Source organism: Streptomyces turgidiscabies Car8, from assembly GCF_000331005.1.
Taxonomy (GTDB): domain Bacteria; phylum Actinomycetota; class Actinomycetes; order Streptomycetales; family Streptomycetaceae; genus Streptomyces; species Streptomyces turgidiscabies.
On sequence record NZ_AEJB01000461.1, the window covers coordinates 1 to 2,909 of the forward strand.

1 protein-coding gene is annotated in these 2,909 nt (G+C 70.8%); it reads left to right on the top strand.

The window, feature by feature from the left end:
* Positions 1-2,794: DEAD/DEAH box helicase (locus tag STRTUCAR8_RS33450; RefSeq protein WP_044473348.1), on the top strand; the 2,794-nt coding region annotated here is incomplete at its 5' end.
* Positions 2,795-2,909: the final 115 nt, after the last annotated feature.

Here is a 2,909-nt window from a genome sequence, read left to right on the forward strand (position 1 = left end):
CGAGCGGTATGCGGCAGCACGCAAGCGCGCTGTCGAGCAGGCCACCGCGCTCGCGTCCTTCCGCGAGATGTACGAATTCGGTCTCGACCCCTTCCAGATCGAGGCCTGTCAGGCGCTCGAAGCGGGAAAGGGCGTGCTGGTGGCCGCCCCCACCGGTTCGGGCAAGACGATCGTCGGCGAGTTCGCCGTCCATCTCGCCCTCCTGCAGGGCAAGAAGTGCTTCTACACGACCCCCATCAAGGCCCTGTCGAACCAGAAGTACTCCGACCTGTGCCGCCGTTACGGCGCGGACAAGGTCGGCCTGCTCACCGGCGACAACAGCGTCAACTCCGATGCCCCGGTGGTCGTGATGACCACCGAGGTGCTGCGGAACATGCTGTACGCGGGCTCGCAGACCCTCCTGGGCCTCGGCTACGTGGTCATGGACGAGGTGCACTACCTCTCCGACCGCTTCCGCGGCGCCGTGTGGGAGGAAGTGATCATCCACCTCCCCGAGTCGGTCACCCTCGTCTCGCTGTCGGCGACCGTGTCCAACGCCGAGGAGTTCGGCGACTGGCTCGACACCGTGCGCGGCGACACCCAGGTGATCGTCTCCGAGCACCGGCCCGTGCCCCTCTTCCAGCACGTGCTCGCCGGACGCCGGATGTACGACCTCTTCGAGGAGGGCGAGGGCAGCAGGAAGGCGGTCAACCCCGACCTCACGCGGCTCGCGCGGATGGAGGCCCAGCGACCCTCCTTCCAGGACCGCAAACGCGGGCGCGCGATGCGCGAGGCCGACCGAGAACGCGAGCGCAGATCCCGCTCGCGTGTGTGGACGCCGGGGCGCCCCGAAGTCATCGAACGGCTCGACTCCGAGGGCCTGTTGCCCGCCATCACGTTCATCTTCAGCCGCGCGGCCTGCGAGGCCGCCGTACAGCAGTGCCTGTACGCGGGTCTGCGGCTGAACGACGACGAGGCGCGCGAGCGGGTGCGCGCCCTCGTCGAGGAACGCACCGCGTCCATCCCCGACGAGGACCTCCACGTCCTCGGGTACTACGAGTGGCTGGAAGGTCTGGAGCGCGGCATCGCCGCCCACCACGCGGGCATGCTGCCCACGTTCAAGGAGGTCGTCGAGGAGTTGTTCGTACGCGGCCTCGTGAAGGCCGTGTTCGCCACCGAGACCCTCGCGCTCGGCATCAACATGCCCGCCCGCTCGGTCGTGCTGGAGAAGCTCGTCAAGTGGAACGGCGAACAGCACGCCGACATCACCCCCGGCGAGTACACCCAGTTGACCGGCCGCGCCGGCCGTCGCGGCATCGACGTCGAGGGTCACGCCGTCGTGCTGTGGCAGCGCGGTATGAGCCCCGACCACCTGGCGGGACTGGCCGGCACGCGCACGTACCCGCTGCGCTCCAGCTTCAAGCCGTCGTACAACATGGCGGTCAACCTCGTGGACCAGTTCGGGCGGCACCGCTCGCGCGAGCTGCTCGAGACCTCGTTCGCGCAGTTCCAGGCCGACAAGTCGGTCGTCGGGATCTCCCGGCAGGTGCAGCGGAACGAGGAGGGGCTGGACGGCTACAAGGAGTCCATGACCTGTCACCTGGGCGATTTCGAGGAGTACGCGGCACTGCGCCGCGACCTCAAGGACCGGGAGACCGACCTGGCCCGCCAGGGGGCCGCCCAGCGGCGCGCCGAGGCCGCCGTCGCGCTGGAGAAGCTCAAGCCCGGTGACATCATCCACGTCCCCACCGGCAAGTACGCGGGCCTCGCGCTCGTCCTCGACCCGGGACTGCCCGCCGGCCGGTCGAACGGCCACCGTGGCTTCGAGCAGCACGACGGGCCGCGCCCGCTGGTGCTGACGGCCGAACGGCAGGTGAAGCGGCTGGCGTCCATGGACTTCCCCGTGCCTGTCGAGCCGTTGGAGCGGATGCGGGTCCCCAAGTCCTTCAACCCGCGCTCCCCGCAGTCCCGCCGTGACCTCGCGTCCGCGCTGCGCACCAAGGCCGGGCACATCCCGCCCGAGCGGGCGCGCAAGCAGCGCGCCCAGGCGGCCGACGACCGCGAGATCGCCCGGCTGCGCACCGCGATCCGCGCGCACGCCTGCCACGGCTGCAACGACCGCGAGGACCACGCCCGTTGGGCCGAGCGTTACCACCGGCTGCTGCGTGACACCTCGCAGCTGGAGCGGCGCATCGAGGGCCGCACGAACACCATCGCCCGGACGTTCGACCGCATCGTCGCCCTGCTCACCGAGCTGGACTATCTGCGCTCCGACGAGGTGACGGAGCACGGCAAGCGGCTCGCCCGGCTCTACGGCGAACTGGACCTGCTCGCCAGCGAATGCCTGCGCGCGGGCGTGTGGGAGGGACTCTCACCCGCCGAACTCGCCGCCTGCGTCTCGGCGTTGGTCTACGAGTCGCGGGTCGCCGACGACGCCATGGCACCGAAGGTGCCGTCCGGGAAGGCCAAGGCCGCGCTCGGCGAGATGGTCCGCATCTGGGGCCGGCTCGACGCGCTGGAGGAGGAGTTCCGGATCACCCAGAGCGAGGGCGTCGGCCAGCGCGAGCCCGACCTCGGCTTCGCCTGGGCGGCCTACGAGTGGGCCTCCGGCAAGGGCCTCGACGAGGTCCTGCGCGAGGCGGAGATGCCGGCCGGCGACTTCGTCCGGTGGTGCAAGCAGGTCATCGACGTCCTCGGGCAGATCTCGGCCGCGGCGCCGGTCTCCGGCAGCGAGGGGTCGACGGTCGCGAAGAACGCGCGCAAGGCCGTGGAGGGGCTGCTGCGGGGGGTCGTGGCGTACTCGTCGGTGGGGTAGCCGCCGGCGGTTGGGCGCGTTCTGGTTCACGGGGGCAGGGCCGGCCGGGTAGGGCGAGATCGTCTGCGTGCGGGCGTGCGGGGCGTGGGCGGGTGGTCCTTGGTGCGGTGTCTTA